General features: G+C 71.1%; 20 protein-coding genes and 1 riboswitch. Of the genes, 5 read left to right on the forward strand and 15 right to left on the reverse strand.

Annotated elements, in window-relative coordinates; genetic code table 11:
- Nucleotides 1-24: 24 nt before the first annotated feature.
- The 8 genes from ACFYXU_RS01130 to ACFYXU_RS01165 form a co-directional block, all read right to left on the reverse strand.
- Complete coding sequence (locus ACFYXU_RS01130) at nt 25-1,089, reverse strand: ABC transporter ATP-binding protein (RefSeq protein ID WP_389456145.1); 1,065 nt, start codon at nt 1,087-1,089, stop codon at nt 25-27.
- Nucleotides 1,086-2,192, reverse strand: a complete 1,107-nt coding sequence (locus tag ACFYXU_RS01135; protein ID WP_376513547.1) for an ABC transporter ATP-binding protein — start codon at nt 2,190-2,192, stop codon at nt 1,086-1,088. The genes ACFYXU_RS01130 and ACFYXU_RS01135 overlap by 4 nt, the downstream gene beginning before the upstream one ends.
- Nucleotides 2,189-3,187 (reverse strand): ABC transporter permease, encoded by a 999-nt coding sequence (locus tag ACFYXU_RS01140; RefSeq protein WP_329850400.1) that lies wholly within the window; start codon nt 3,185-3,187, stop codon nt 2,189-2,191. The genes ACFYXU_RS01135 and ACFYXU_RS01140 overlap by 4 nt, the downstream gene beginning before the upstream one ends.
- A gap of 113 nt (nt 3,188-3,300) precedes the next feature.
- On the reverse strand, nt 3,301-5,064 hold the full coding sequence (locus ACFYXU_RS01145) for an ABC transporter substrate-binding protein (protein ID WP_389456147.1): 1,764 nt from the start codon (nt 5,062-5,064) through the stop codon (nt 3,301-3,303).
- 111 nt (nt 5,065-5,175) lie between these two features.
- On the reverse strand, nt 5,176-6,195 hold the full coding sequence (locus ACFYXU_RS01150; protein ID WP_329850403.1) for an ABC transporter permease: 1,020 nt from the start codon (nt 6,193-6,195) through the stop codon (nt 5,176-5,178).
- 362 nt (nt 6,196-6,557) lie between these two features.
- Nucleotides 6,558-7,349, reverse strand: coding sequence for an enhanced serine sensitivity protein SseB C-terminal domain-containing protein (locus ACFYXU_RS01155; protein WP_376515331.1), 792 nt, complete (start codon nt 7,347-7,349; stop codon nt 6,558-6,560).
- A gap of 79 nt (nt 7,350-7,428) precedes the next feature.
- A complete protein-coding gene (locus tag ACFYXU_RS01160) occupies nt 7,429-8,169 on the reverse strand; it encodes an enhanced serine sensitivity protein SseB (RefSeq protein WP_329850407.1) in 741 nt (246 codons plus the stop codon).
- A gap of 216 nt (nt 8,170-8,385) precedes the next feature.
- Nucleotides 8,386-9,045: an AAA family ATPase gene (locus ACFYXU_RS01165; RefSeq protein ID WP_376515333.1), complete on the reverse strand. Its 660-nt coding sequence runs from the start codon at nt 9,043-9,045 to the stop codon at nt 8,386-8,388.
- A 160-nt stretch (nt 9,046-9,205) separates the two neighbouring features.
- Nucleotides 9,206-9,305, forward strand: a riboswitch (glycine riboswitch).
- A 160-nt stretch (nt 9,306-9,465) separates the two neighbouring features.
- On the opposite strand from ACFYXU_RS01165, the gene gcvT reads away from it, so the two are divergent.
- From gcvT to ACFYXU_RS01185, 4 genes are all read left to right on the forward strand, one after another.
- On the forward strand, nt 9,466-10,590 hold the full coding sequence (gene gcvT, locus ACFYXU_RS01170) for a glycine cleavage system aminomethyltransferase GcvT (protein ID WP_376515336.1): 1,125 nt from the start codon (nt 9,466-9,468) through the stop codon (nt 10,588-10,590).
- 77 nt (nt 10,591-10,667) lie between these two features.
- Nucleotides 10,668-11,045: a glycine cleavage system protein GcvH gene (gcvH, locus tag ACFYXU_RS01175; RefSeq protein ID WP_329850412.1), complete on the forward strand. Its 378-nt coding sequence runs from the start codon at nt 10,668-10,670 to the stop codon at nt 11,043-11,045.
- Between the two features lie 31 nt (nt 11,046-11,076).
- On the forward strand, nt 11,077-12,345 hold the full coding sequence (gene glyA, locus ACFYXU_RS01180) for a serine hydroxymethyltransferase (protein WP_389408091.1): 1,269 nt from the start codon (nt 11,077-11,079) through the stop codon (nt 12,343-12,345).
- 162 nt (nt 12,346-12,507) lie between these two features.
- Nucleotides 12,508-13,878 carry an L-serine ammonia-lyase gene (locus tag ACFYXU_RS01185; RefSeq protein ID WP_329850414.1) on the forward strand — a complete coding sequence of 457 codons (1,371 nt, stop codon included), beginning with the start codon at nt 12,508-12,510 and terminating at the stop codon, nt 13,876-13,878.
- A 245-nt stretch (nt 13,879-14,123) separates the two neighbouring features.
- On the opposite strand, the gene ACFYXU_RS01190 is transcribed toward ACFYXU_RS01185, so the two are convergent.
- From ACFYXU_RS01190 to ACFYXU_RS01220, 7 genes are all read right to left on the reverse strand, one after another.
- A complete protein-coding gene (locus ACFYXU_RS01190; protein ID WP_361402221.1) occupies nt 14,124-14,339 on the reverse strand; it encodes an EF-hand domain-containing protein in 216 nt (71 codons plus the stop codon).
- 187 nt (nt 14,340-14,526) lie between these two features.
- The gene (locus ACFYXU_RS01195; RefSeq protein ID WP_376515341.1) at nt 14,527-15,699 is read right to left on the reverse strand and encodes a YncE family protein; all 1,173 of its coding nucleotides are present in this window, start codon (nt 15,697-15,699) and stop codon (nt 14,527-14,529) included.
- Nucleotides 15,699-16,481: a polysaccharide deacetylase family protein gene (locus ACFYXU_RS01200; protein ID WP_376515344.1), complete on the reverse strand. Its 783-nt coding sequence runs from the start codon at nt 16,479-16,481 to the stop codon at nt 15,699-15,701. The genes ACFYXU_RS01195 and ACFYXU_RS01200 overlap by 1 nt, the downstream gene beginning before the upstream one ends.
- Nucleotides 16,482-16,868: 387 nt before the next feature.
- Nucleotides 16,869-17,375, reverse strand: a complete 507-nt coding sequence (locus ACFYXU_RS01205; protein ID WP_389456150.1) for an ATP-binding protein — start codon at nt 17,373-17,375, stop codon at nt 16,869-16,871.
- Nucleotides 17,376-17,615: 240 nt separating this feature from the next.
- Nucleotides 17,616-18,383, reverse strand: a complete 768-nt coding sequence (locus ACFYXU_RS01210) for an enoyl-CoA hydratase/isomerase family protein (protein ID WP_376515348.1) — start codon at nt 18,381-18,383, stop codon at nt 17,616-17,618.
- An 81-nt stretch (nt 18,384-18,464) separates the two neighbouring features.
- Nucleotides 18,465-19,724, reverse strand: a complete 1,260-nt coding sequence (locus tag ACFYXU_RS01215; protein WP_389456153.1) for an Ig-like domain-containing protein — start codon at nt 19,722-19,724, stop codon at nt 18,465-18,467.
- A gap of 172 nt (nt 19,725-19,896) precedes the next feature.
- Entirely contained in the window at nt 19,897-21,126 is a 1,230-nt protein-coding gene (locus ACFYXU_RS01220) for an Ig-like domain-containing protein (RefSeq protein WP_376515350.1), read from the reverse strand.
- A gap of 165 nt (nt 21,127-21,291) precedes the next feature.
- Here ACFYXU_RS01220 and glgX point away from each other — a divergent pair, with 165 nt between their 5' ends.
- Nucleotides 21,292-23,496 (forward strand): glycogen debranching protein GlgX, encoded by a 2,205-nt coding sequence (gene glgX, locus ACFYXU_RS01225; protein WP_376515352.1) that lies wholly within the window; start codon nt 21,292-21,294, stop codon nt 23,494-23,496.
- Nucleotides 23,497-23,864 lie beyond the last annotated feature (368 nt).

Here is a 23,864-nt window from a genome sequence, read left to right on the forward strand (position 1 = left end):
TGCCCACAACGGGCGCCCACGCGGCTACTTTTCGGGGGCTGCGGGTTCCGGCGGCGGCGGGGTCGACGACTCGCGGGCCGCCGGGATCGTGACCGGCTCCGCGTTCTCCGGGTGGTGGCAGGCGACTCGCTGGCCCGGGCGGAGTTCCAGGAGCGGGGGCTCCTGGGTCTTGCACAGGTCCGTGGCCTTCCAGCACCGGGTGTGGAAGCGGCAGCCCGGCGGCGGGGCGATCGGGGACGGGACGTCGCCCTTCAGCAGGATCCGGTCGCTCTTGGCACCCCGGCGGCGCGGGTCCGGGATCGGGACCGCGGACATCAGGGCCCGGGTGTACGGGTGCATGGGCGACTCGTACAGGGACTTGCGGTCCGCCAGCTCCACGACCTTGCCCAGGTACATCACCGCGATGCGGTCCGAGACGTGCCGGATCACGGAGAGGTCGTGGGCGATGATCACGTACGTGAGGCCGAGCTCCTTCTGGAGGTCGTCCAGGAGGTTCACCACCTGCGCCTGGATGGAGACGTCCAGGGCCGAGACGGGCTCGTCCGCGACGACCAGCTTCGGCTTCAGGGCCAGGGCGCGGGCGATGCCGATGCGCTGGCGCTGGCCGCCGGAGAACTCGTGCGGGTAGCGGTTGTAGTGCTCGGGGTTGAGGCCGACCAGGCCCAGCAGGCGCTGGACCTCCTTCTTCACGCCGCCCTCGGGCTCGACGCCCTGGAGCTTGAAGGGGGCCGAGACGATCGAGCCGACCGTGTGGCGCGGGTTCAGCGAGCCGTACGGGTCCTGGAAGATCATCTGGATGTCCCGGCGGAACGGGCGCATGCCCGAGACGCCGAGGTGCGAGATGTCCTTGCCCTGGAACTCGACGGTGCCGTCGGTCGGTTCGAGGAGCCGGGTGATGAGCCGGCCCATCGTCGACTTGCCGCAGCCGGACTCGCCGACGACGCCGAGGGTCTCACCGGGGTAGACCTCGAAGTCGAGGCCGTCGACCGCCTTGACGGCACCGGTCTGGCGCTGGAGCAGCCCCTTCTTGATGGGGAAGTGCTTCTTCAGGCCGGTGACCTTGAGCAGGGGCTCGATGTTGTCGCTCACAGTTTCGGCGCAATCTCTTCGGTCCAGATGCGGGTCCGCTCCTCCTGCGGCATGTGGCATGCCGAGAAGTGGCGGTCCCCGGCCGGTGCCAGCTCCGGTCGCTGGGTGCGCGTGATGCCGCCCTTGGGGACGTCCGCGTACGGGCAGCGGGGGTTGAAGGCGCAGCCGCTCGGGATGTTGATGAGGCTGGGCGGGTTGCCCTTGACCGGGATGAGCCGCTCGGTCTGCTCCCGGTCGATCCTCGGCATCGAGCCGAGCAGGCCCCAGGTGTAGGGGTGCTGCGGCTCGTAGAAGACGGACTCGGCCGGTCCGCGCTCGACGCAGCGCCCGCCGTACATGACGAGGATGTCGTCGGCGAGCTCGGCGACGACGCCGAGGTCGTGAGTGATGATGACCACCGCGGAGCCGAACTCCTTCTGGAGGTCCCGCATCAGGTCGAGGATCTGCGCCTGCACGGTGACGTCGAGCGCGGTGGTCGGCTCGTCGGCAATGAGCAGTTCGGGGTTGTTGACGAGCGCCATGGCGATCATCGCGCGCTGGCGCATGCCGCCGGAGAACTCGTGCGGGTAGTTGTCGAACCGCTTCGCGGGCTCGGGGATGCCGACCCGGTCGAGGAGTTCGACGGCCCGCCTCTTCGCCGTCTTCTTGTCGACGTCGTTGTGGATGCGGTACGCCTCCACGATCTGGTTGCCGACCGAGTAGTACGGGTGCATCGCGGACAGCGGGTCCTGGAAGATCATCGCCATCTCGCGGCCGCGCATCCGGCGGACCTCGTCCGGGTCCGCGGAGAGCAGCTCGCGGCCGTTGAGCCAGATCTCGCCGGAGATCCGCGCCTTCTGCCGGCCGTACTGTCCGACGGTGTGCAGGCCCATGATGCCGAGCGAGGTGACCGACTTGCCGGAGCCGGACTCGCCCACGATGCCGAGGGTCTTGCCCTTCTCCAGCTGGAAGCTGAGGCCGTCGACCGACTTGACGAGACCGTCGTCGGTCGGGAAGTGGATCTTCAGGTCGCGCACGTCGAGGAAGGCCTCGGACGGGGCGGACGTCCCGGTGTCGACGGGCTCGCCCAGGGCCGCGCCCGTCTTCGTCAGCTTGTCCGTCATGCGAGCCTCACTCGGGGGTCGATCACCGCGTACAGGAGGTCCACGACGAGGTTGGCGATGACGACGCAGGAGGCCGTGATGAGGGTGACGGCCAGGATCAGCGGCAGGTCACGCTCGCTCACGCCCTTGATGGCGAGGCCGCCGAGGCCGTGGAGGCTGAACGCGGTCTCGGTCAGGATCGCGCCGCCGATGAGGGCGCCGAGGTCCATGCCGAAGATGGTCAGGATGGGGGTCATGGTGGAGCGCATGGCGTGCTTGCCGAGCACGACCGGCTCCGGCAGACCCTTGGCCCGCGCGGTGCGGATGTAGTCCTCGCCGAGGACCTCCAGCATGGTGGCGCGGGTGAGGCGCGCGTACATCGCCGCGTACAGGAAGGCGAGGGTGACCCAGGGCAGGAGCAGTCCGCCGAACCAGCCACCGAAGGACTCGGTGATCGGCACGTACGAGGCGTCGACCCAGTGGAGCTGGGTGCGGAAGACGAGCATCGCCAGCATGGCGGTGAAGAAGATGGGGAGCGAGACGCCGGCGAGCGCGGTGATCATCGCCGCGCGGTCGATGAGCGTGCCCCGCTTGAGCGCGGAGACCACGCCGGTGGAGACGCCGAGGACCAGCCACAGCACGGCCGCGCCGACGACCATGGACAGGGTGACCGGGAAGGCGTCGACCAGCATGCTCCAGACGTCCTGCTCGGTACGGAACGAGTACCCGAAGCAGGGCGCGGCGCAGTGGATGGTGTCGCCGCCGCCGGTGTAGTCCCGGCCGACGAAGATGCCGGAGACGAAGTGCCAGAACTGCACCAGGATCGGCTCGTCCAGGCCCAGCTTCTGCCGGATGGCCTCGATGGAAGCCGGATCCGCCTGCTTGCCGACGAACATCGCGGCAGGGTCGCTGCCGGTCATCTTGGGGATGAGGAAGAAGATGCTGAGCGTCACGAGCGTGACGACGAGCAGCATCGCGACGACTGCGAAGAGCCGTCGGACTATGTATGCAAGCATGCGGTCGGCCGGTCGGCGGCCGGGGAACCCGATCGGGTTCCCCGGCCGCCGGGGCGGCCATCACCTGCCCTTCGGACCTGGCGGCGGGTGGTGCGCCGGTGAAGCGGGTCGGATTACTTGACGACGCCGAGCGACGCGTAGTCGTAGCGGCCGTTGTAGGCGTCCGCCGTGTAGACGTTGGTCAGCCGGGAGCTGCGCCAGATGATGTTCTTCTCGTGGGTGAAGGGCAGGTAGACCGCGGCCTCCGACACCTTCGTGTTGATCTGCTTGTAGAGCTCGCCGGCCTTGGTCGGGTCGGTCTCCTTCAGCGCCTGGTCGAACAGGCCGTTGACGGCCTTGTCGTTCAGCTCCGAGAAGTTGTTGTTACCGCTCTGGAGGATGAAGCGGCCGTCGACCAGCGGCTGGAGGAAGCCCTGACCGGTCGGGAAGTCGGCGCCCCAGCCCATGATGATGATGCCGTAGCCCTTCTCCTTGACCACCTTCGGCGAACCGATGATGCCGGAGGTCTGGGCGCCGTCGAACTGGTCGATCTGGGCCTCGATGCCGACCTTGGCCAGCGACTGCTGGAGGGACTCGGCGGTCGCGATCTCGATCTTCTTGTTGTTGCGGACCGCGATCGTGGTCTTGAAGCCGTTCGGCTTGCCGCACTTCTTCAGCGCGTCCTTGGCCTTGACCAGGTCCGGGGCGCCACCGAGCTTGCCGTACGGGTCGGCCTTCGGGTCGGCGCCCTTGATGGCCGGCGGCAGCATGTTGGAGGCGATGTCGCCACCGGCCTGCGGGCCGCCGCGGGCGGTCTGGAGGGACTTCGAGTCGGCGGCGTAGATGATCGCCTTGCGGCACTCGATGTTGGGGATCACCGTCTGCGGGAAGACCGCGTAGCGGATGAAGCCCGTCTGCGGGTTGTCGACGTTGCCCTTGTGCTGCTGGAGCACCTTCTGGCGCGCGGCGGCGCCGACGCCCGTCGCGTTGATGTCGAGGTCGTACTCGCCCTCGACCAGGCGGTTGTCCATGTCGTCGGCGTTCGTGGTGAACGTGACGCTGATCTTGTCCGGCAGGGCCTTGCGGACGGTGTCCGTCTTGGCGTCCCACTTGTCGTTGCGGACCAGCTTGATGGACTTGTTGGGGGTGTAGGAGTCCCACTTGTACGGGCCGGAGGAGAAGGGCTTCAGGCCGTACTTGGCCTTGGTGTCCTTGTCCTGGCGGACCGGGGAGGCCGCCGGCATGGCCAGCATCTGGAGGAAGTCACCGTTGGCGACCGGGAGCTTGAAGATGATGGTCTTGTCGTCCGGGGTCTCGATCGCCTTGAGGCCGAGCTTGTCCGCGGCGGTGTCCTTGTACGGGCCCTTGTACTCGCCCTTGGGGTCGAGGACCTGCTGGAGGTAGATCGGGCCGCCGGAGATGACGTCCTGGGCCCAGATGCGCTCGATGCCGTACTTGATGTCCTTGGAGGTGATCGGCTTGCCGTCCTCCCAGGTCACCCCGTCCTTCAGCGTGAAGGTGTAGGTGAGGCCGTCGGCCGAGACCTTGCCCGCGTCGGTGGCGAGGTCCGGGACCAGCTCGGTGGAGGCGGCGCCCGGCTCGGCCTTGAAGGTGACGAGCTGACGGGTGTAGTAGCGGGCGAAGTCCCACACGAACCCGTAGTAGCCGCGCTGGGGGTCCCAGTTGTCGGCCTCCTGCGAGCCGATGAACTTCAGCTCGCCGCCCTTCTTGTCGGACGCGTTGGCGACCTTGTTCACGGCGGCGTCGAAGCCGGCCGCGCCCGTCTTGCCCTTGTCGCCACCGTCGCCGTTGCCGCCGCCACAGGCGGTGGTGACGACCATCGTGGCCGCGGCAAGCAGCGCGCCCGCGGCGATTCTGCGCTGAGAGCTCTTCAGCATGGGTCCAGCAACCTCCGGGATAGTGGCGGGGCCGTCACGGCGGTCCGCCGATTGGGGTGGGCCTCCTGTCGCCTGCGGCAGGGGCGGGTCTTGCGTGTCGTCGGCGAACGATCAGCGGGAGCCCTTCGGGTCGAGCGCGTCACGCACGCCGTCGCCGAAGAGGTTGAACGCCAGAACGGTGATGAAGATCGCGAGGCCGGGGATCACCATGAAGAGGGGGTCCGACTCGTAGGTGGTGATGGCCGTCGACAGCATCTGGCCCCAGGAAGCGGTGGGGGGCTTCACACCCGCGCCGAGGAAGCTGAGCGCCGCTTCGGTGAGGATGTTGGTCGGGATCATCAGGGTCGCGTAGACCATGATCGGGGCGAGCAGGTTCGGCAGCAGCTCGCGGCGCAGGATGTAGAGGCGTCCCGCGCCGAGGCTCTGGGCGGCCTCGACGTACTCGCGGTTGCGCAGCGAGAGGGTCTGGCCGCGGACGATGCGGCCGACGTAGGGCCAGCCGAAGAAGCCGATCACGACGACGAGCGCGGCGATGCGCACGCCCGATCCGTCCAGGCCGAGGAACTGGTTGGGCAGCACCGAGACCAGGGCGATCGTGAACAGCAGCTGCGGGAAGGCGAGCATGACGTCCATGATCCGGCTGAGGGCGGCGTCGACCCAGCCGCCGAAGTAGCCGGCGATGACGCCGAGGACGGTGCCGAGGAAGACCGCGAAGACCGCCGCGAGGAAGGCGACGAGCAGGGAGATCCGGGCGCCGTAGACGATCCGGCTGAAGACGTCGCGGCCGTTGACGGGCTCGACGCCGAAGAGGAAGTCGGAACTGACGCCGCCCCAGGATCCGATGGGCGTACCGAAGAGCGGGTCGATCTGGTCCTCGTGGAACTCGTCCGGCGGGTGGCCGAGGAGGCCGACGATGACCGGTGCGAAGATCGCGACGAGGATGAGGAAGAGGACGACGAAGGCGCCCGCGAGGGCCAGTTTGTCGCGCTTGAGGCGGGTCCAGGCGATCTTCCAGGGCGAGCGCCCCTCGATCGCCGTGCCGGAGGCGCCGGAGTGGTCCGGAATGCCGGGCGCGCCGTCGACGGTGGCGGTCGCCTCGCCCGCACTCGTCTCGCGCAGTGGTGCCGTCATCGTGGTGAGGACCCCTCTCGGCCGCCGGTAGCCGGCCCTTGCCCGCCGCGGGTGGCGGCTCGGTGGAACAACATGCTGGGCACCTGCTCGAAAGGAGCCGAACGCCCGGTGTTCCGGGGAGTCTTCAATGCGCTTGTGATCACCCGCCAGCCCTGGCGAGGAATGGTTGCTCAAACGTGATGCGGTGCTGCGACTTCCGTTATGCGGACGTCGTGATCACGTGAGCGGACCAACCGGGGCCCTCTTCCCCGCAATCGGACATGTCGCTCAACTCGTGCCGCGCACGGTCGTATTGGGGTGAACGAAGGCCTCCGGAGCGGACTCCGGAGGCCTTTGGCGACAAGTGGGACACGAGGGACGTCTCAGTATCCGGACGGGGCCGGTGGCGGGTATCCGTACCCCGGCACGGCGGCGGATCCGCGTCCGGCGTGCGCCTCGCGGTCGTAGAAGGGACGCGCGTTCGCCCGCAGCCAGAGCGCGACGGGGTCGTACGCGTCGGAGAGGGCGACGGTCGAGACGGGCAGTCCGTCGGGGACGGAGCCGATCGACTGGCGCATCATCGAGCGGACCGTGTCGACGGCCGCGGCGGAGGTGTCGTACAGGTCGAGGCCGATGGCGAGGTACGGGGAGCCGAGCGCCGGCTGCACCCAGCCGCGGCGCAGCGCCCGGACGGCCGGGGTGCGGTGCGCGTTCTGCGTGAGCAGGGCGTAGAACTGCGGGATCTCCAGGGCGGGCTCGGTGACGCGCAGCGGTCCGGCGGGCATCCGGTCGAGGCCGGTGGCGATGCGCCGCAGGTCGGCCCAGGGGATGCCGACGCCGCCGCCGGGGGCGTGCGGATTGAGCCAGACGCCCCAGCGGTCGGGGTAGAGCGCGCGGGCGATGTCGCGGCCGGTGACGAGCTCGTGCGCGCGGTTCCAGCCGGAGGCGGCGAGTTCCTGGGCGGAGGTGACGCAGGGCGCGTAGCCGAAGCCGTCGACCTCCATGTTCCCGTACTGGGCGTCGGGCGAGCCGGGGGCGCCCTGCCACAGCAGCATCCAGAGCTCGCCGTCGGCGAGGGCGTGCAGCAACTGCTCGTACGCGTCGTAGCGTCCGGGTGCCACCTGGCGCAGCATGTGCTCGACCGTCCCGGTCGAAGCGGTGCCTGACGCGCTCACCGTGTTTCCCGCCCCTCTTCCGTCCACCACGTACGTCGGTCCAGCGATCCAGTTCAGTTCAGCTTAAACAGGGGGCCGCTCACACGGCGGCGCGCTGGTAGAAGGGGCGCACCCGCTCCAGCATCCAGTCGCCGACCGGGTCCTGCGCCATGTCGAGCAGGATGAGGTTGACCGGCCAGGCGACCTCGATCCGGCCGAGCGCGCGGCCGAGGGCGTCCAGGGGGGCGTTCCGGTCGACGCCGTCCCAGCCGGTGAGCTGGACGCCGACGAAGAGGGCGGGTTCGGTGCCCTCGACGCTGGCGAGGGCGCGGCGGGCGGTGGCGACGACCCCGGTGGCCTCGAACTCGGCGGAGGCGGCGGCGAGGAAGTCGACGGGGTCGTCCTGCCAGTCGGGCTCGAAGAGTCGGACGCGGCCGCCGCTGGCGGGGCCGTCGAGCGGGGTGCGGCCCGCGCGGCAGAGCTCGGCGACGGCGGGCGGGGGCAGCGGGACGCCGACGGTGCCGCCGGGGTTCACGGCGATGCCGAGCTGCGGGGGCAGGCCGCGGGCGAAGTCACGGGCGGGGGCGACGGTGAAGGACATGTGGTCGCCGACGCAGGCGAGGAACTGCTGCTCGGAGCTGAAGACGGGGACGTAGGCCGCGCCGTCGATCTCCAGGGTGGCGAGGTCGAGGCCGGGGCTGTCGGGGCCGCCGCCGTTCGGCAGGGGCACCCAGACCTGGCTGCGGCCCAGCACCTCGACCAGCCGGCCGCCGGCCCCGGGGTTGCCGAGTGAGGCGGCAAGGACCTCTTCGAGCTCGTTGCCCGGCCACGTCACGTCCACGGTCGCTCTTCCCCTTCTCGCACGGCCTGCCGCACCGGCCGCCCGGCAGCACCCTAACGCCGCCCCGCCGCCGCCGTGGCCAGAAGTGAAGGGTACGGGCGTCCCGGGACGGCCGTCGGACACCGCCCGTACCCCCGTCTCGGGGCCTGGGCCCGTTTCCCCGGCGGGCTCGCTCCGGCCCGCCTCGGGACCGGGCCCGTTTCCCCCATGCCCCCCTCAGGCCGCCTCGCGGAAGCCGATCCGGTGGAGGGAGTCGGCGGCGTCCCGGTCGAGGAGGGTCACCGAGGCGCAGCCGTGCGGCAGGCTGCCGGCCTCGGCGGCCCGCAGGAGCCGGCCCACGGCCCGCCGGTGGCGTGCGAAGGCGTACGCGGAGACGCCCCGGCCCCGGTCCTGCTGGCCGGCCCGCGCGGTGTCCGGGGTGACGTCGAGGAGGACCAGGTGCAGGGCCCGGCCGCGCCGTCTCGCCTCGCGGGCGAGCCAGCCGCGAACCCAGGACTGGGTGCCGCAGTCGTGGACGATCACACTGGCGCCGGAGCGCAGGACCCGGCGCAGCCCGGCGTAGTGCGCGATCCGGACGAGGGGCCGGTAGACCGCGTACGGCAGGAGGCGCGGCATGCGGGCCGCCCAGCGCTCGCGGGCGTCCTGGGAGTCGATGCCGCCGTCCGCGGCGGCGCGCTTCATGAGGGTGGACTTGCCGCTGCCGGGCAGCCCGGAGACGACGACGAGGTCACCGGCGGCGAAGGTGAGGGCACGGGGGCCCCGGCCGCCGCGCTCGCGCAGGTCGCGCAGGAGACGGCCGCGGCGGCTCCTGGCCCGCGCCCGCTGGGACGGTATGCCGGTACTGGTGGCGTAGGCGCCGGTGTGCTGGATCCTCATCGCGCTCCCCCTGTCGGGTCTCAGGAGACCTGAGGAGACCCTTGCCCAAGAAGTGTAAAGAATCAGTAATGCGACACAAGCGATTTGCCCCGCCGACACCGCGTGCAATGATGTGCGCGCCAGGCGCGCACAGTCGCCGCACAATCGCATACCGGCCGCTCGAATCCGCGCGGGAGAGTTCCGGACCGCCGAGCGCGTCCGGGCGCCGAAGGAGCAAGACCCTCCCTTGAATCTCTCAGGCCCCGTACCGCGTGGATGAGGCAGATCTGAAAAGCGGGACACCGTGTCGTGTCCCCACCCAAGGTGCAAGCCGAGGATGCCCTCGGTGAACCTCTCAGGTTCCATGACAGATGGGGAGGACGTCCTCGCCCGTCATGTGTTTTCGTCACCGATCACGCCCTTGGGACCCGGGAGCCACCCATGAGCACTGCCCCCCGTCTGACCGCCCTCGATGCCCTGCATCGTTCGCTGGGCGCGACCATGACCGACTTCGCCGGCTGGGACATGCCGCTCCGGTACGGCAGCGAGCGCGACGAGCACAACGCCGTCCGCACCCGGGCCGGCCTCTTCGACCTCTCGCACATGGGCGAGATCACGGTCACGGGTCCGCAGGCCGTGGAGCTCCTGGACTTCGCCCTGGTCGGCAACATCTCGACCGTGGGCAACGGCCGCGCCCGCTACACGATGATCTGCCGGGAGGACGGCGGCATCCTCGACGACCTGATCGTCTACCGCCTCGGCGAGACGGAGTACATGGTCGTCGCCAACGCCTCCAACGCCCAGGTCGTCCTCGACGCCCTGACCGAGCGCGCGGCCGGTTTCGACGCCGAGGTCCGCGACGACCGCGACGCGTACGCCCTGATCGCCGTCCAGGGCCCGGAGTCCCCCGGCATCCTGAAGTCGGTCACCGACGCCGACCTGGACGGCCTGAAGTACTACGCCGGCCTGCCCGGCACCGTCGCGGGCGTGCCGGCGCTGATCGCCCGCACCGGCTACACCGGTGAGGACGGCTTCGAGCTGTTCCTGAAGCCCGAGCACGCCGAGGGCGTGTGGCGGGCGCTGACCGAGGCGGGCGAGGGCGTCGGCCTGATCCCGTGCGGCCTGTCCTGCCGCGACACGCTCCGCCTGGAGGCGGGCATGCCGCTGTACGGCCACGAGCTGACCACCGCCCTCACCCCCTTCGACGCGGGCCTGGGCCGGGTCGTGAAGTTCGAGAAGACGACCAACGAGGGCCGCTTCGTCGGCCGCGAGGCGCTGGAGAAGGCCGCCGAGCGCGCCGAGAGCGCCCCGCCGCGCAAGCTCGTCGGCCTGATCGCCGAGGGCCGCCGGGTCCCGCGCGCCGGCTTCCAGGTAGTCAAGGACGGCGAGGTCATCGGCGAGGTCACCTCCGGCGCGCCGTCCCCGACCCTCGGCAAGCCGATCGCGATGGCGTACGTGGACGCGGCGCACGCCACGCCCGGCACCCCGGGCGCGGGGGTGGACATCCGCGGCACCCACGAGCCCTACGAGGTCGTGGCGCTGCCGTTCTACAAGCGCCAGAAGTGACGCAGTCGTCTCATCCCCGGTCTCATCCCGCGAGACCCACGTTCATCAGTACTCCCCCGATCCAGGAGAATCAGGTCATGAGCAACCCCCAGCAGCTGCGCTACACCAAGGAGCACGAGTGGCTGTCGGACGCCGAGGACGGCGTCTCGACCGTCGGCATCACGGAGTTCGCGGCCAACGCGCTCGGTGACGTCGTCTACGCCCAGCTCCCCGAGGTCGGCGACACCGTCACCGCGGGCGAGACCTGCGGCGAGCTGGAGTCGACGAAGTCCGTGAGCGACCTGTACTCCCCCGTCACGGGCGAGGTCGTCGCCGCCAACCAGGACGTGGTGGACGACCCGTCGCTGGTGAACACGGCTCCGTTCGAGGGTGGCTGGCTGTTCAAGGTGCGCGTCGCGGGTGAGCCGGAGGAGCTGCTCACCGCCGACGAGTACACCGCGTTCTCCGCCGGCTGAGACCGGGCCCGAGACCCCTAGGGATCGATTCATGTCGCTTCTGAACACTCCCCTCCACGAGCTGGACCCCGACGTCGCCGCCGCCGTCGACGCCGAGCTCCGCCGTCAGCAGTCCACCCTCGAGATGATCGCCTCGGAGAACTTCGCTCCGGTCGCGGTCATGGAAGCCCAAGGCTCCGTCCTCACCAACAAGTACGCCGAGGGCTACCCCGGCCGCCGCTACTACGGCGGCTGCGAGCACGTCGACGTGGCCGAGCAGATCGCGATCGACCGGATCAAGGACCTGTTCGGCGCCGAGTACGCCAACGTCCAGCCGCACTCCGGCGCCTCCGCGAACCAGGCCGCCCTCTTCGCGATCGCCCAGCCCGGCGACACGATCCTGGGCCTGGACCTGGCGCACGGCGGCCACCTCACCCACGGCATGCGCCTGAACTTCTCCGGCAAGCAGTTCGACGTGGTCGCGTACCACGTGGACGAGGCCGGTCTGGTCGACATGGCCGAGGTCGAGCGCCTCGCCAAGGAGCACCGCCCCAAGGTGATCATCGCGGGCTGGTCCGCCTACCCGCGCCAGCTGGACTTCGCCGAGTTCCGCCGCATCGCGGACGAGGTCGAGGCCTACCTGTGGGTCGACATGGCCCACTTCGCCGGCCTGGTCGCCGCCGGTCTGCACCCGAACCCGGTCGCGTACGCGGACGTGGTGACCTCCACCACGCACAAGACGCTCGGCGGCCCGCGCGGCGGCATCATCCTGGCGAAGAAGGAGTTCGCGAAGAAGCTGAACTCCTCCGTCTTCCCCGGATTCCAGGGCGGCCCGCTGGAGCACGTGATCGCGGCCAAGGCCGTCTCCTTCAAGGTCGCGGCCTCGGAGGAGTTCAAGGAGCGCCAGCAGCGCACCCTGGACGGCGCCCGCGCGCTCGCCGAGCGCCTGGTCCAGGACGACGTCACCGCCCACGGCGTCTCCGTCCTGTCCGGCGGCACGGACGTCCACCTGGTCCTGGTGGACCTGCGGAACTCGGAGCTGGACGGCCAGCAGGCCGAGGACCGTCTCCACGAGGTCGGCATCACGGTCAACCGGAACGCCGTTCCGAACGACCCGCGCCCGCCGATGGTCACCTCGGGTCTGCGCATCGGCACGCCGGCGCTCGCGACCCGCGGCTTCCAGGCCGATGACTTCGCCGAGGTCGCCGACGTCATCGCCGAGACCCTGAAGCCGGGCTTCGACGCGGACAAGGCCGCCTCCCTCAAGGCCCGGGTCACCGCGCTCGCGGACAAGCACCCGCTGTACCCCGGCCTGAAGTAAGTTTCGTACCCTTTTGTTCTGCGGCCCGTCCGCGGTCGTTCGTACGAAAGCTCCGGGGCACCGCGCACACTGGACAGTGAGCGCGGTGCCCCGTCCCTTGCTCAGCCCCCTCTGCACCACCCCGGCAGACAAAGGCGTCCAGCCCCCACAAGGAGTCCTCCCGTGGCCATCTCGGTCTTCGACCTGTTCTCGATCGGCATCGGTCCGTCCAGCTCCCACACGGTGGGCCCCATGAGGGCTGCCCGGATGTTCGCCCGCCGGCTGAAGAACGAGGGGCTGCTCGCCCACACGGCGGCGATACGGGCGGAGCTGTACGGCTCGCTCGGCGCCACCGGCCACGGCCACGGCACCCCGAAGGCGGTCCTGCTGGGCCTGGAGGGCAACTCCCCGCGCACGGTGAACGTGGAGACCGCCGACGACGAGTTCGAGCGGATCAAGGCGAGCGGCCGGATCAACCTGCTCGGGGCGCACGAGATCCCCTTCGACTTCGACGCCGACCTGATCCTGCACCGGCGCAAGGCGCTCCCGTACCACGCCAACGGCATGACAGTCTTCGCGTACGACGCGGAGGGCGGCCCGGTCCTGGAGAAGACGTACTACTCGGTCGGCGGCGGCTTCGTCGTCGACGAGGACGCGGTCGCGGGCGAGAACCCGATCGTCCCCGACGACACCGTCCTGAAGTACCCCTTCCGCACCGGCGACGAGCTGCTCCGCCTCGCGAAGGAGACCGGCCTGTCGATCTCCGCGCTGATGCTGGAGAACGAGAAGGCCTGGCGCACCGAGGACGAGATCCGCGAGGGCCTCCTGGAGATCTGGCGGGTCATGCAGTCCTGCGTCTCGCGCGGCATGTCCCGCGAGGGCATCCTGCCCGGCGGCCTGAAGGTCCGCCGCCGCGCCGCGAACCTGGCCCGCAAGCTGCGCTCCGAGGGCGACCCGAAGATGCACGCCATGGAGTGGATCACCCTCTACGCCATGGCCGTGAACGAGGAGAACGCGGCGGGCGGCCGGGTGGTCACCGCCCCGACGAACGGCGCCGCGGGCATCATCCCCGCGGTCCTGCACTACTACACGAACTTCGTGCCCGGCGCCGACGACGACGGCATCGTCCGCTTCATGCTGGCGGCCGGCGCGGTCGGCATGCTCTTCAAGGAGAACGCCTCGATCTCCGGCGCCGAGGTCGGCTGCCAGGGCGAGGTCGGCTCGGCCTGCTCGATGGCGGCGGGCGCGCTCGCCGAGGTCCTCGGCGGCTCCCCGGAGCAGGTGGAGAACGCGGCCGAGATCGGCATGGAGCACAACCTGGGCCTGACCTGCGACCCGGTCGGCGGCCTGGTGCAGATCCCGTGCATCGAGCGGAACGGCATGGCGGCGGTCAAGGCCGTCACGGCGGCGAAGATGTCGATGCGCGGCGACGGCAGCCACCTGGTCTCCCTGGACAAGGTCATCAAGACCATGAAGGAGACGGGCGCCGACATGAGCGTCAAGTACAAGGAGACCGCGCGCGGCGGTCTCGCGGTGAACATCATCGAGTGCTGAACCGTTCACTCGGCCGGACGGCCGGTCCCGGGGTTCCCGGGGCCGGCCGTTCCCGTTCCCCGCGCGCCGGTCCTCACGCCGGGGCCGGCACCAGGCTCCGGCCCGTCTCGTGGGCGTCCAGCAGGGCGCAGGGGCCCCGGGGCCCGGCACCCGCCGGAGACGACGCCGGGCCCCGGGCGGGCGGCGACACGGGGTCGCTGCGCCCACCGGGACCCGGTGGATGGGGCCTGGCGTCAGGCGCCGGCTCAGGCCTTGCTGTAGTGCGCCCAGAACTCGTCCCAGGACAGCACCCCGTCGCCGTTGTCGTCGCGCTGCTTGATGAGCACCTCGGCGACGGTCTCGGTGACGTTGAAGTCGCCGTGCTTCGCCATGAGGCTCTTGTACTCCGCGGCGGTGATGAAACCGTCCCCGTCGGTGTCGAAGCTGTTGAATGCCTTGCGTGCGTCGTCGATGTCCGCCACTGTGTCCGCCCCTTCTCGGTGCTTTTCTGACGGGGGTCAGATTAGCTGGCCCCCGGGTGCCGGATGCGGGGGGCATGAACGACGGGGTCCGGGGAGCCGGTGGGCGGCTCGCGCCGGGACCCCGCTAGGGCGTGTCGTCCCACTCCCGTCGTCGCCCGCGGGGCAGACGGGAGTGTGACGACACGCCCTAGCGGAAGATGCCGGTGTGGCCGAGGGAGTAGCGGCCGGGCTGGGGGTAGACGGCGAGGCCGTGGGGGCCGCTGCCGACGGGGATGCGGGCGAGCTGCTTCCCGGTCGTGGTGTCGATGGCGTAGACCTCGGAGTCGTAGCGCCCGGAGAGCCAGAGGACCTTCCCGTCGGCGGAGACGCCGCCCATGTCGGGGGAGCCGCCGTTCGGGAGCTTCCACTTCTTGGTGAGCTTGTTCTGCCCGAAGTCGAAGACGGAGACCGTGCCCTCCCCCCGGTTGGAGACGTACATCTCGCGGGAGTCCCGGCTGATGTAGAGGCCGTGGCAGCCCTTGCCGGTGGGGAGCAGGGTGGGGGTGGTGAACTTCTCGCCGTCCAGGACCCACATGCCGTGCGCCATCATGTCGGCGATGTAGAAGGTCTTGCCGTCGGGCGAGATCTTGACGTCCTGCGGCATCGCGCCGTCGAAGGGCAGCTTCTGCTGGCCGATCACCTCCATCTTCTCGGTGTCGACCTTGAGGAGTTCGCCGGAGAACTCGCAGGAGACGACGAAGTAGCGCCCGTCGGCGGAGAAGTCCGCGTGGTTGACGCCGTAGCAGCTGACCGGGACGGACTTCTTCCGCGCCATGGTGTGCGGGTCGCGGAAGACGAGCTCGCGGTCGAGCGAGGCCATCACGATGGCGTACTTGCCGTTCGGCGTGAAGTAGAGGTTGTACGGGTCGTGGACCTCGACGGGCTTCCCGGCGACGCCGGTGGCGGGGTCGATGGGGGTGAGCGTGTGGCCCCGGTCGTTGTTCACCCAGAGGGTCTTCATGTCCCAGGAGGGGACGACGTGCTGCGGCTGGGCGCCGACCGGGATGGTCTCGACGACCTGGTAGGTCGTGGGATCGATGACGGAGACGGTGTTGGAGTTGGTGTTGGGGACGTAGACCCGGGAGGGGAAGTTCTTGACCACCGGGGAGAGCCGGTTCGGCCGGTCGGCGGCGTACACGTCGTGGGGGTCGAGCGGGGGCGGCATCCCCGGCAGCCCGGCGGGGGCCGCGGCCGGTTCGGGCACGGCGGCCTTCTTCACGGGGGCGGCGCCCTCGGAGTGGTTCGGGGTGCCGCAGCCGGCGAGACCGGCGAGGAGGGCGGCGGCGAGGAGGATGCGTGTTCTCTTCGTGACGTGTGCCATCAGCTCAGCAGCTCCGTGGTGGTGACCGCGCTCAGGCCGCGGCGGTCGAGTTCGGCGAGGAGGACGGGCAGCGCGGTGGCGGTGTCCGGGTAGCCGAAGTGCAGGCTGACCACGGATCCGGCGCGGACCGGCCCGGTGACGTTGCGGACGACGGCCGCGGCGCCGGGTGAGGTGAAGTCGAGGGAGTCGACGTCGTACGAGAGGACGTGCGGGTATCCGGCGCGCCGGGCGGCGCGCAGCACGGAGGGGCCGGCGTGCTGGGTGCGCGAGGGCCGGAACCAGGTGCCGACGGAGCCGGTGAGCCGGCGCAGCCGGGTGGCGCAGGCCTCGATCTCGGCGAGGGCCTCGGTCTCGGTCATCGCGTTGATGTCGATGTGGCGCTGGGTGTGGTTGCCGAGGTCGTGGCCGCCGTCGAGGACGCGGCGGGCCAGGGCGGGGTGCGCGTCGAGCCAGCTGCCGACGGCGAGGACGGTGACGCGGGCGCCGGCCCGCTCGGCCTCGGTGAGGAGTCGGGTGGCGAGGGCGGGGTCGCCCTGGCCGTGGAAGGTGAGGGCGACCCGGGGCCGGTCGCGCGGGCCGTGCGCGATCTCGTCCGGCTGTCCGGGGAAGTGCCGGGGAGCCGGGGCGGCGGCGGGCGCGGGGGCGGGGCTGCGGCCGGCTGCGGTGCTGTGCCCGGCGTCGGGGGCGGGGCGGGGGTCCGGGCCGCAGGCGGTGGCGAGGGCTCCCGCGAGGGCGGCGGCCGCGCCCGCCCGGAGGGCTCCTCGGCGGTCGGTCGGCTTCACGCGACCATTGAAAGGGGGGTATGGCCCGGTTCATCACGATTAGGCCAATTCAGGACGTTTGCAGGTATGTGCGGGGCGTCCAGCATGCGGACGCTCCCGGGAAACAAACGATGAACCGCATAGCCATTCACTGTTTACAAGGTCGGTGCTGCACGTCACCAACGATTCACCGTTGAACTGTCCGCTTTTATCCCAGCTTGCCCCACTAGGGACTTTTGGCGGCAAGGCCACCTGTCTGCCATAGTCGGAGACACGACCCCCATTGACCCGGGCCAGGTCGACAGAGCGGCCGTGGATACACCCCCCCGTCCACGGCGCATCACACGGAAGCCCCCACGCGCCTCACCATGGCGCACGGGGGCTTCCGTGCGTCCGGGGCCACGGGAATCAGGGGCGGTCCGCGACCCGCATCTCGAACCAGGTCGTCTTGCCGCGCGGCGCCAGGTCGACGCCCCAGCGGTCGGCGAGCTTGTCGACCAGGAAGAGGCCCCGGCCGCTGACGTCGAGCTCGTGCACCGGCATCAGACACGGCAGCCCCCGGGAGGGGTCGCGCACCTCGATCCGGATCCAGCCGCGCCGCCGCTGCAAACGCAGGGCGAAGACCCGGGCCCCGGTGTGCCGGACGGCGTTCCCGACGAGCTCCGAGACGAGGAGCACCGCGTGCTCGGCGATCTGCGGGCCGAGACCCCACTGCCGGAGCACCACGTGCTGGGTGAGCCTGCGGGCCACCCACGCGGACTCGGGGCGGGACGGCAGCCGGACGTCCTCCTCGGCCGGGTTGCCGTACAACTCCACCTGGTCGAAGGCCTGTTCGTCGTCCGCGGCCGGTGACGACCGCGGCGCGGCGGCGCTCGCGCGCTGCCGCGGTTGTTCCCTACCCTCCAGGCCCGACATGCCCCCATCATGGCCGCACGGAGCCGGGCGCGGGGGCCGTTCCGGTGGAATCGGCCCCCACCCGTGAAGGAACGTCACCCGCCCCGTGAAGGACCGTCACCCGTTTCGTGAGGGTCCGTCACCTTCTCGTGAGAGGTCGTCACCCTCCCGGGCGAGGGCTGTCACCCTGCCGCGCGAGGGCCGTCGCCTCCCGGGCCGGGCGGTCGCTCTCGCACACGGGGGCCGCCCCTTCCCTTGGGATCAGGCGAACTTCGCCTTCCCCGGGCCCTCCTCGACGAAGCTGCGCATCCCGCGCTCGCGGTCCTCGGTGGCGAACAGCCCGGCGAACCAGGTGCGCTCGATGGCGAGACCCGTGTCGATGTCGGCCTCCAGGCCCTGGTCGATCGCCTCCTTCGCGGCCCGCAGGGCGACGGCCGGGCCCTGCGCCAGCTTCGCGGCCCAGGCGTGCGCCTGCTCGTACACCTCGGCGGCCGGGACGACCCGGTCGACCAGGCCGAGCGTGAGTGCCTCGTCGGCCTTCACCATCCGGCCGGTGAAGATCAGGTCCTTGGCCTTGGAGGGGCCGACGAGACGGGACAGCCGCTGGGTGCCGCCCGCGCCGGGGATCAGGCCGAGGAGGATCTCCGGCTGGCCCAGCTTGGCGTTGTCGGCGGCGATCCGGTAGTCGGCGCAGAGCGCCAGCTCGCAGCCGCCGCCGAGGGCGTACCCGGTGATCGCGGCGACGACCGGCTTGGGGATGCGGGCGACGGCGGTGAAGGAGTCCTGGAGGGCGCGCGAGCGCTTGACCATGGCCACGTGGTCCATGACCTGCATCTCCTTGATGTCCGCGCCGGCCGCGAACACCTTCTCGCCGCCGTACAGGACCACGGCCCGCACGTCGTCGCGGTCGGTCGCCTCCTGGGCCAGCTCGCGCAGCCGGTCCTGGGTGGCGACGTCCAGGGCGTTCATCGGGGGGCGGTCGAGGCGGATCGTGCCGACGCCTTCGGCGACTTCGAGGTTCACAGTCATGGGGAAAGGTTAGTGTCCGTTAACGCCGGCGGGCCCGGTGCTGTTGCTCACAGCACCGGGCCCGCACCTCGTCGCGGACGACTAGGCGATCCACTCCGACCAGTCCATGTTCCAGCCGTTGAGGCCGTTCTCCGGCGTGATCTGCTTGTCCTTGGAGTTCTTCACGATCACGACGTCGCCGATGATCGAGCTGTCGAAGAACCAGGCCGCCGGCATCGCGCCGTCGCCCGCGCCCCGCGCGTCCTGGAGGCCGACGCAGCCGTGGCTGACGTTCGACGAACCGAAGGTGGAGGCGGGGGCCCAGTAGTTGCCGTGGACGAAGGTGCCCGAGTTCGACAGGCGCATCGCGTGCGGCACGTCCTTGATGTCGTACTCGCCGCCGAAGCCGACCGTGGCGCCGTTCATGCGGGTCACCTTGTACTTCTCGCTGATGACCATCTGACCGTTGTACGTGGTCGTGGACGGCGCGCCCGCGGTGATGGGCAGCGTCTTGATGATCGTGCCGTCGCGCTCGACCTTCATGGTCTTGGCGCTCGCGTCGACGGTGGACACCTGACGGCGGCCGATGGTGAAGGAGATCGTCTTCTTCTGCTTGCCGTAGACGCCCGGGCGGCCCTCGACGCCGTCCAGGTTCAGCGCGACCGTGACCTTGGTGCCGGAGGCCCAGTAGTCCTTGGGACGGAAGTCGAGCCGGTCGTTGCCGAACCAGTGGCCCTCGATCTCGACGGCCGGGACGGCCGTCACCTTGATGGCCTTCTCGACGGCCTCGGGGTCGGTGATGCCCCGGGTGAAGTTGATGGAGACCGGCATGCCGACGCCCACGGTCGACCCGTCCTCGGGCGTGTACTGGCCGATGAAGGTGTTCTTCGGGACGAGGGTGGTGAAGGTGGTGTCCTTCGCCGACTCGCGCCCGTCGGTGTCCTTCGCGATCGCGTGGACCTTGTACCGGGTGGCCGCGGACAGGTGCGCGGTCGGCGACCAGCTGGCGCCGTCCGCGGCGATCCGGCCCTCGATCTCGGTGCCCTTGGAGTCCGCGACCGTGACCGTGGTCAGCTTGCCCTGCTCGGCGGTGACCTTGAGGGCCCCGCTGGTGGCGACCGAGTCGGCGCCGTCCTTCGGAAGGATCGTCACGACCGCCTGGGAGGCCGCGTTCCCCTGGTCGCCGCCGCCCTTGGTCGCCGGGCCCTGGCCCCCCGCGCCCCCGCCGGTGGCGGTCTCGCCGCCTCCGCAGGCGGTCAGGACGACGAGCATCGCCCCCGCCGCCAGGGCCTTCAGCACGACGCCCCCGCGCCGCCCGCGCCCGCTCCTGACCGATGCCCCCGATATCGGCTGCCCGTTCACTGTGCTCGTCTCCCCTCGCACGGCCTGGCTGTGCCACGGCCCCACCCCCGTGCGCATCCGGTCGCGCACACAGCGCTAGACAATCACACGGCAGGACACGAAAGTTCTTCGCGCATGTCACCGTTCCGTCCCGATCGGCGTGGTAGAGGGCTCGCGGGGCACACGGAGGGGTTCAGCGCAGCGCGGAGCCCGCCTTCCAGCCGTTCCAGTCCAGGTTCCAGCCGCCGAGACCGTTGTCGGGGGCCACCTCCTTGTCGTGGGAGTGGACCACCTCCACCACGTCGCCGATGAGCGTCCGGTCGAAGAACCAGCCCGCCGGGGAGTCCGCGCTGCCGCCCTTCTCGTCCCGCAGGCCCACGCAGCCGTGGCTGACGTTCGCGGAGCCGAAGGTCGACGGGTCCGCCCAGTAGTTGCCGTGCAGGAAGGTGCCCGAGTCGGTAAGGCGGATCGCGTGCGGCACGTCCTTGATGTCGTACTCGCCGCCGAAGCCGACCGTCCTGCCGTCCATCCGCGTCACGTCGTACAGCTCGGTGACGACCATCTTCCCGTTGTACGTGGTGGTCTTCGGCGCGCCCGCGGTGATCGGCACGGTGGCGAGCGGCTCGCCGTCCCTGCGGACCTCCATGGTGTGCGCCTCGGCGTCGACCAGGGACACCTGGGAGCGGCCGACGGTGAAACCGACGGTCCTGCGCTGGATGCCGTACACCCCGGGCGCCCCCTCGACGTCCCGCAGGCCGATCTCGACGGTGACCTTCGTGCCGGGGCGCCAGTACGCGGCGGGGCGGAAGTCGAGCCGCTCCTTGCCGAACCAGTGGCCGACGACCTCCACCGGCGGGTCCGAGGTGACGCGGACGGCGCGCTCGACCGCCGCCCGGTTCTCGATCGGCATGTTGAAGCCGAAGGAGACGATCATGCCGGTGCCGACCGTGGAGCGGTTCTCCGGCTTGAAGTAGCCGATGAAGCGGGACTCGGGGACCACCGTCGTGAAGGTGGTGTGCCGGGCCGAGCGGCGTCCGTGCCCGTCGAGCGCGACCGCGTCCACGCTGTACTTGGCGGCCAGCGCGAGCCGCGTGCCGGACCGGGGCCGCCAGCGCAGCCCGTCCGCCGAGATCTCCCCCGCGACCTGGGTCCGCCGGCCGTCCTCGACCTGGGCGACGGTGACCCGTTCGAGCCGCCCGCTGTCCAGCGCCACCTCGACCGGACCCTCCGCCGGCACCGCCCGGCCGCCGTCCTCCGGACTCACCCGGATGACGTCGCCCGGGGCCCTCGCCCCGCCCGGCAGACCGAGGCCGACGCCCCCTCCGCCGTCCGCTCCGGTGCAGCCCGCGAGCCCCGCAGCCAGCCCCGCCGTCAGTCCCGCCGCCACGAGGGCGCGCCTCGCCCGCTTCCATACAAGTCTCACGCCCGGCCCAACGACGGCCACCCTCCAGGGGAAACGTGCGTGCGGGTCATGTTGGGAGCACGGCCCGACGGGCAGAACAGGGGGGAGAACCACGCGAGGGAGCGGCGGCCGGGACGCCGCCGCTCCCCCGGGTGCGGGCCCGACGAGCCGCGGGAGGCCGGGACGGTGGCGAGCGCAGCCGAGCAGGAGGCGGTACCGGAGCATGCCCTGGAGCGGGCCGGGCCACCGGTGTGGCCGGGGGCGCCGACCCCGCTGGGGGCCCGGTGCCGGGTCGGCCCCGGCGGGGTCACGGGGACCAACTTCGCCCTCTGGGCGGGCGGGGCGGAGGCGGTGGAGCTGTGCCTCTTCGACGGCTCCGGGTCGGAGATCCGGCTGCCGCTGACCGAACTGACGCACGAGATCTGGCACGGCTTCGTGCCGGGCGTGGGGCCGGGGCAGCGGTACGGCTACCGGGTGCACGGCCGCTGGGACCCGTGGACGGGCGCCCGGTGGAATCCGGCGAAACTGCTCCTCGACCCGTACGCCCGCGCCGTCGACGGCGACTTCGCGGAGCTGCCCCCGGAGGCGTACGGGCACGTCCGGGACTGGCCACAGCAGCACGTGGCCGACACCGTCCGCGACGACCGGGACTCGGCGCCGTTCGTCCCCAAGGGCGTCGTCGTCCACGACGACGACGACTGGTCCGACGACCGCAGGCCCAAGACGCCCTGGCAGGACTCCGTCATCTACGAGGTGCACGTCAAGGGCTTCACCCGGCTGCACCCGGGCATCCCCGAACACCTGCGGGGCACCTACGCGGGGCTCGCCCACCCCGCCTCGGTCGACCACCTGGTCCGGCTCGGCGTGACCGCGGTCGAGCTGCTCCCCGTCCACCAGTTCGCGCACGAGGACCACCTGCTGCGGCGCGGGCTGCGCAACTACTGGGGCTACAACTCCGTCGGCTACTTCGCCCCGCACGCCGGCTACTCCTCCTCGGGGACGGCCGGGCAGCAGGTCGGCGAGTTCAAGCGGATGGTGCGGGCGCTGCACGCGGCCGGGATCGAGGTCATCCTCGACGTCGTCTACAACCACACGGCGGAGGCGGGCGAGCTGGGCCCCACCCTCTCCCTGAAGGGCATCGACAACCGCGGCTACTACCGCCTCCAGTCCGACGCCCGCCGCTACGCCGACTACACCGGCTGCGGCAACACCCTGCACGTGGTGCAGCCGCAGGTCCTCCGCCTCATCACCGACTCCCTGCGGTACTGGGTGACCGAGATGGGCGTGGACGGCTTCCGCTTCGACCTGGCGGCGGCGCTCGCCCGCTCGATGCACGACGTCGACATGCTCTCCCCCTTCCTGGCGGTCATCGCCCAGGACCCGGTCCTGCGCCGGGTGAAGCTCATCGCGGAGCCCTGGGACGTGGGCAACGGCGGCTACCAGGTCGGCGCCTTCCCGCCGCTGTGGACCGAGTGGAACGACCGCTACCGGGACGCCGTGCGGGACTTCTGGCGCGGGGCGCTGCCCGACGTGCGGGACCTCGGCTACCGGCTGTCCGGCTCCAGCGACCTGTACGCCTGGGGCGGGCGCCGCCCGTACGCCTCCGTCAACTTCGTCACCGCCCACGACGGCTTCACGCTCCGCGACCTGGTGACGTACGAGCGCAAGCACAACGAGGCCAACGGCGAGGGCAACCGGGACGGCACCCACGACAACCGCTCCTGGAACTGCGGGACGGAGGGCGAGACCGACGACCCCGCGATCAACTCCCTGCGGCTGCGGCAGCAGCGCAACCTCCTCACCACCCTGCTGCTGTCCACCGGGGTCCCGATGCTCGTCGCCGGCGACGAGACGGGCCGCACGCAGGGCGGCAACAACAACGCGTACTGCCAGGACAACGAGCTCGGCTGGCTCGACTGGTCGCTGCCGGACGACCCCGGCCGGGGCGGCCTCCTCGCGTTGACCCGGCGGCTCCTGGCGCTGCGCCACCGCCACCCGGTGCTGCGCCGCCGGGCCTTCTTCTCCGGCCGGCCGCAGGGCGCGGACGGGCTGCGGGACCTGGCCTGGTTCACCGCCGAGGGCGCCGAGATGACGGAGCGGGACTGGTACGCGCCGACGGCCACGCTCGGGCTCTACCTGTCGGGCCGGGACATCCCGGGCCGGGACGAGCGGGGCGAGCAGATCACCGACGACAGCTTCCTCGCGGTCCTGCACGCGGGCTCCCGCCCGCTGGAGTTCCGCCTCCCGGGACCGCCGTGGGCGGCGACGTACGAACTCATCGTGGACACGTCGAGGGAGGACCAGTCGGAGGCCCCCGGAACACCGCACGCGGGGGGAGGGACGATCACGGTGGGGGCGAGGTCGGTGGTACTGCTCCGCGTGACGACGTAGCTGGACGGCACCTTCCGTCGGGGCCCGCTGTTGGCCGCGCCCCGCCCGTTGTGGGCCGCGCCCCGCCCGTTGTGGGCCGCGTTCCGCCCGTTGTGGGCAGGCGTTCCGCAAGGGGCGGAACGGGTGGGCACAACGGAACGGCGCCCTTGCCGGCGCCAGAGGCTCCCGTGCCTGAACCCGCACCCCCGTGCACGGTCACTGGGCGGTGCGGGTCCAGGCACAAGGAGCGGAGGCGCCGCGAGAGGGCGCCGTCCCGTGTGCCCACCCGTCCCGCCCCAGCGGGACGATTGCCCACACGGGGGTGGGCGACGGGCACCGCCCGAAGCGGGCGCGGGCACACGGGGGCGTGAGCGCGCGGGCGCGGGGCG

It is taken from the genome of Streptomyces sp. NPDC002232 (assembly GCF_042890295.1).
In the GTDB taxonomy this organism is placed as follows: Bacteria; Actinomycetota; Actinomycetes; order Streptomycetales; family Streptomycetaceae; genus Streptomyces.